The following is a 4,305-nucleotide window of genomic DNA, read 5'->3' as shown; positions in this document are numbered from 1 at the left end:
CCTGGCTCCGGACACCGCGGCGCAGCCGCCCGGGGACACCGCGGCGCAGCCGCCCGGGGACACCGCGGCGCAGCCGCCGGGCGGAACCGTCAGTTGAAGCGCTCCCGCGAGGCCAGCTCACCCCAGTAGTCCCGCAGGTTCTCGAACGCCTCGGTGACCTCCTCGACGGAGTCCCGGCGCAGGGCGTCCAGGATCGCGTGCACCTCGTCGGCCGAGGTGTCGGTGGCCAGCACCGGGTCCTCGATCAGCTGCACCAGGCCGCCGTAGTCCAGCTCCACGGCCGAGTTCGGGTGGAAGTTGGCCAGCCAACGCCGGGTCTCGGCGAGGATGCGGGCGGGCCCCTCGTCGCCGAGGACCTCGGAGACCAGCTCCTCGGCCTCGGCGACGCGCTGCCGTGCCTCGCTCATCGCCACCCGCCAGGACACCTCCCGGCTCGGGTCCTCCGGCCCGGATCCGAGCACGATGCGCCGCTCGTCCGGGTCGACGAGGGTGAACCAGGGCAACGGCACCGTCCAGGTCGTGGACAGCACGTGCATCGTGGAAGCGCTCAGCTCCCGCAACGCCGCGCCGGCGTGCCCGCGCATCTCCTCCTCCGAGACGTCGCCCGCGTCCAACACCGCCGCGCGGAGCGCGGGATGCGCGTCGTCGAGGAAGCCCGTCAGGGCCGCCGCCGACCGGGCCCGCACCTCCAGCGGGCACACGAGCGGCTCGGTGCCCAGCTCGACCTCGTAGTCCCCGACCGGAACCTCGGCGGGGTCGAGGACGAGGATGTCGGTCAGCCCGGGCACCGGGCGACCGTCGGAGGTCTCGGCGGGCAGCACCCGGGTGGGGGTCGACAACTGCGACCGGAGCCAGAGCCACTGCTCACGGGCGATCGCGTCACCCGGTGTCATGTCGGCGGTCTCCACCGCCCGCGCGAACTGCGCGTCCGGCGGGTCACCGAACACCGAGATCGGTTCGTACACCCGGAGATAGGCCGCGAACGGACGAAGCACCCGTGAATCGTGACACGTCAGCCCCGGTGGACGGGCACCGGCTGGTCCGCGTCGCCGCCGACGGGATACTGTCAGCCGTCGCACACCGTGCCACGTCGCATGAGCACCCGTCGGCACGGTACGGTGTGTCGAGGAAAGTAAGTCGAGACGACGCGCGGGGCCGCCGTTTTCCCCCGGCCGCCCCGCCCCTGTGCAAGGGGGTCGAGCCATGGGGCGCGGCCGAGCTAAGGCCAAGCAGACGAAAGTGGCCCGGGAGCTCAAGTACAGCGTTCCCCCCACGGACTTCGATGCACTGCAACGTGAGTTGTCGAGCAACTCGTCGAACGACACTCACGAGGACGAGGACCGGTACGAGGACCCGTACGACGACGGGTACGACGACTACCGCCGCTGAACGGTCGTGAGCGCGAGGGTGGGCCCGGGCGCCCACAGCCCGGGCCCACCCTCGCGTCCCACGTCCCGTCCCCGGTCCCGCCACGGACCGGTGCCTGCGCCACGGACCGGTGAGTTCGTGTCCGCACACACCGGCACCGCCCGGTCACCGACCTCACCCGCATGACGCACACCGGAGACGCGGTACGCACACCGGAGACGCGGTCGGCGGCTACTCCCGGTCGATCCCGTCCGATCTGGTCCGCTTGATCTCCGAGCGACGCTTCTTCTCCGCCAGACGGCGCTCCCGGGCGCCCCGGGACGGCTTCGTCGGGCGACGCTTCCGCGGCGGCGGGGCCGCGGCCTCCCGCAGCACGTCCGCCAGCCGCCTGCGCGCGGCCTGCCGGTTCCGTCGCTGCGCGCGGTGTTCGCTCGCCGCGATCGTGAGCACCCCGTCGGTCAGCCGGTGGCCGAGCCGTGCCAGCAGGCGGTCCCGCAGGTCCTCCGGCACGACCGGCGACCGCGCCACGTCGAAGGACAGCTCCACGCGGGACTCCGTGGTGTTCACGCCCTGCCCACCGGGGCCGGACGAGCGGGAGAAGCGCTCGGACAACTCGGACTCCGGGATCAGCAGTCCGCCCGTCACCCGGATCCCGTCCGCCCCGGTCGCTCTCTCCCGTCCGGTCGCCACCGTCGTCACCGCCCTCGGTCCCGCGGTGCTCAGAACCGGGGATGGTCCCCGGTGAGCGACACCCGCGGCTCGTTGTCGTCCTCGGCACGGCGCACGTCGCCGAGCACCCAGGCGGGCACGTGGCGGGCGGTGAGCACGGCCAGCGCCCGGTCCACGTCCTCCGGGGAGACGACGGCGACCATGCCCACCCCCATGTTGAACGTGCGCTCCATCTCGGCGCGTTCCACCCGGCCGCGCCGGGCGATCACCGCGAACACCGGGTCGGGCGTCCACGTGTGCCGTTCGAGGTGGGCCACCAGCCCGGCAGGCACCACCCGCGCGAGATTCGCCTGCAGCCCGCCCCCGGTGATGTGCGCGAAGGTACGGACGTCGGTCTCGGCCGACAGCGCGAGGCAGTCCCTGGCATAGACGCGGGTGGGTTCGAGCAACTGCTCCCCGAGGGTACGGCCGAACTCCTCCACGTGCCCGTCCAGCGGCATCCGCGCGACGTCCAGCAGCACGTGCCGGGCGAGGGAGTAGCCGTTGGAGTGCAGGCCGGTCGACCCCATCCCGATGACGACGTCCCCCGGGCGCACCTGGTCGGGCCCCAGCACCTCGGACGCCTCGACCACGCCGATACCGGTCGCCGACAGGTCGTAGTCACCCTCGGCCATCATGCCGGGGTGCTCGGCGGTCTCACCCCCGAGCAGGGCGCACCCGGCCTGCACACACCCTTCGGCGATCCCGGAGACGATCGCCTCGACCTTCTCCGGCACCACCTTGCCGACCACGAGGTAGTCCTGCAGGAACAGCGGCTCCGCCCCGGTGACCACCAGGTCGTCCACCACCATCGCCACCAGGTCGATCCCCACGGTGTCGTGCTTGTCGAGCGCCTGCGCGACGGCGATCTTGGTGCCGACGCCGTCGGTCGACGAGGCGAGCAGCGGCTCCTGCCAGCGCCCGGCCTTCAGCGAGAACAGGCCGGCGAAGCCACCCACCCCGCCGACCACCTCCGGCCTTCCCGCGCGGGCGGCGTGCGGCTTGAGCAGCTCGACGGCCTGGTCACCGGCGTCGATGTCGACCCCGGCTGCGGCGTACGTGGCGCTCGTGGGCTCGGTCACGAGGCGAACTCCATCCTCACTTCGAAAACGGGCTAGGGGCGCCCGACGGCATCCTCGGCACCGTACTCCCCGGGCGCGGCGGCGGCCGATCCCGCGTCCCCCGCCGGGTCCGGCCCCTCGGCGGGGGTGTCGCCCCTGGTCACCGACCCGGTGCGGGCCGGCGCGGCGGTGTGGTCACCGCCGCCGAGGTTCTCCAGGAAGTGCTTGCCGATCAGTTCGTCCTCGGGCAGCGGGATGGGGTACTCGCCGTCGAAGCACGCCGCGCACAGCCGGGAGGACGGCTGTTCCGAGGCGGCGACGAGGCCGTCGAGGGAGACGTATCCGAGCGAGTCCGCGCTGATCGCACGCCGGATCCCGTCCTCGTCGGCCCCGTTCGCGACCAGCTCGGCCCGGGAGGCGAAGTCGATCCCGTAGAAGCACGGCCAGCGCACCGGGGGCGAGGCGATCCGTACGTGCACCTCCAGCGCTCCGGCCTCCCGCAGCATCCGCACCAGGGCGCGCTGGGTGTTCCCGCGCACGATCGAGTCGTCCACCACGACCAGCCGCTTGCCCCGGATCACCTCGCGCAGCGGGTTCAGTTTGAGCCGGATGCCGAGCTGCCGGATGGTCTGCGAGGGCTCGATGAAGGTGCGCCCCACGTAGCCGTTCTTGACCAGCCCGGACCCGTACGGGATGCCCGACGCGGTGGCGTAGCCGATGGCGGCGGGCGTGCCGGACTCGGGCACGGGGATCACCAGGTCGGCGTCGGCGGGGTGCTCCTCGGCCAGTCTGCGGCCGATGTCCACCCGGGTGGCGTGCACGCTGCGCCCGGCGATCGAGGTGTCCGGCCGGGCGAGGTAGACGTACTCGAACACGCACCCCTTCGGCTCCGGCACGGCGAACCGCTCCGACCGCAGACCGCCCGCGTCGATGGCGATCAGCTCGCCGGGTTCGACCTCCCGGACGAACGAGGCGCCCACGATGTCCAGGGCCGCGGTCTCGCTGGCCACGACCCACCCGCGCTCCAGCCTGCCGAGCACGAGCGGCCGCACACCGTGCGGGTCGCGGGCGGCGTAGAGGGTGTTCTCGTCGGAGAAGGTCAGGCAGAAGGCCCCGCGCACGGTCGGCAGCAGGTCGAGCGCGGCCGCCTCGACGCCCTTGTCCGCCG

General features: G+C 73.0%; 5 protein-coding genes. 1 reads left to right on the top strand and 4 read right to left on the bottom strand.

All coding sequences use genetic code 11. The features are described 5' to 3' along the window. Positions 1-89 precede the first annotated feature (89 nt). Positions 90-995, bottom strand: a complete 906-nt coding sequence (locus ACTIR_RS0115750; RefSeq protein WP_026454997.1) for a hypothetical protein — start codon at positions 993-995, stop codon at positions 90-92. Between the two features lie 208 nt (positions 996-1,203). On the opposite strand from ACTIR_RS0115750, the gene ACTIR_RS0115745 reads away from it, so the two are divergent. Next, a complete protein-coding gene (locus ACTIR_RS0115745; RefSeq protein WP_007024340.1) occupies positions 1,204-1,389 on the top strand; it encodes a DUF3073 domain-containing protein in 186 nt (61 codons plus the stop codon). A gap of 210 nt (positions 1,390-1,599) precedes the next feature. Here the strand turns inward: ACTIR_RS0115745 and arfB are convergent, their stop codons facing one another. From arfB to purF, 3 genes are all read right to left on the bottom strand, one after another. Next, positions 1,600-2,019 (bottom strand): alternative ribosome rescue aminoacyl-tRNA hydrolase ArfB, encoded by a 420-nt coding sequence (arfB, locus tag ACTIR_RS0115740; protein WP_026454996.1) that lies wholly within the window; start codon positions 2,017-2,019, stop codon positions 1,600-1,602. A 68-nt stretch (positions 2,020-2,087) separates the two neighbouring features. Then, positions 2,088-3,158 carry a phosphoribosylformylglycinamidine cyclo-ligase gene (gene purM / locus ACTIR_RS0115735; RefSeq protein WP_026454995.1) on the bottom strand — a complete coding sequence of 357 codons (1,071 nt, stop codon included), beginning with the start codon at positions 3,156-3,158 and terminating at the stop codon, positions 2,088-2,090. A 32-nt stretch (positions 3,159-3,190) separates the two neighbouring features. After that, positions 3,191-4,305 (bottom strand): amidophosphoribosyltransferase (purF, locus tag ACTIR_RS23740; protein ID WP_034240432.1); only part of this gene is annotated, 1,115 nt, incomplete at its 5' end.

The sequence above is a fragment of the Saccharomonospora iraqiensis subsp. iraqiensis genome (genome assembly GCF_000430445.1).
GTDB classification, from domain to species: Bacteria; Actinomycetota; Actinomycetes; order Mycobacteriales; family Pseudonocardiaceae; genus Saccharomonospora; species Saccharomonospora iraqiensis.
Note: the sequence above shows the minus strand (reverse complement) of the source record. Positions and strands in the feature narration are given on the sequence as shown.

Bases quoted from the DNA above. Each gene is read 5' to 3' on its own strand.
- ACTIR_RS0115745 (WP_007024340.1), top strand. From the start codon at position 1,204: ATGGGGCGCGGCCGAGCTAAGGCCAAGCAGACGAAAGTGGCCCGGGAG.